Origin of the sequence: Amycolatopsis sp. SID8362 (genome assembly GCF_010550475.1) — a bacterium.
In the GTDB taxonomy this organism is placed as follows: Bacteria; Actinomycetota; Actinomycetes; order Mycobacteriales; family Pseudonocardiaceae; genus Amycolatopsis; species Amycolatopsis eburnea.
On sequence record NZ_JAAGNB010001813.1, the window covers coordinates 1 to 248 of the forward strand.

Sequence of the window (248 nt, forward strand, 5' to 3'; positions counted from 1 at the left end):
GCCGAGCTGGGCGCGACCGGCGAACGCGGGCCGCGGATCGAGGAGCCCGCGCCGGAAGCCGGTCCCGCGGTCGCCGAGGCGCTGCCCGCGCTGGTCGAGGAGTTCGGCGTCGAGCCGCCCGACCTGCTCGAACGACACCTGCGGTATGCGGTCAACCACGCCCGCGACCACCACTTCGAGCTGACGCCCGAGGAGTGCGTCAGCTACCTGCGCGGGTTCGCCTGGCAGTACCGCAACGGCGTCCGGCG

1 protein-coding gene is annotated in these 248 nt (G+C 74.6%); it reads left to right on the top strand.

The genetic code is table 11. The features are described from left to right. Nucleotides 1-248 (top strand): hypothetical protein (locus tag G3I65_RS55010; RefSeq protein ID WP_160704444.1); only part of this gene is annotated, 248 nt, incomplete at both ends.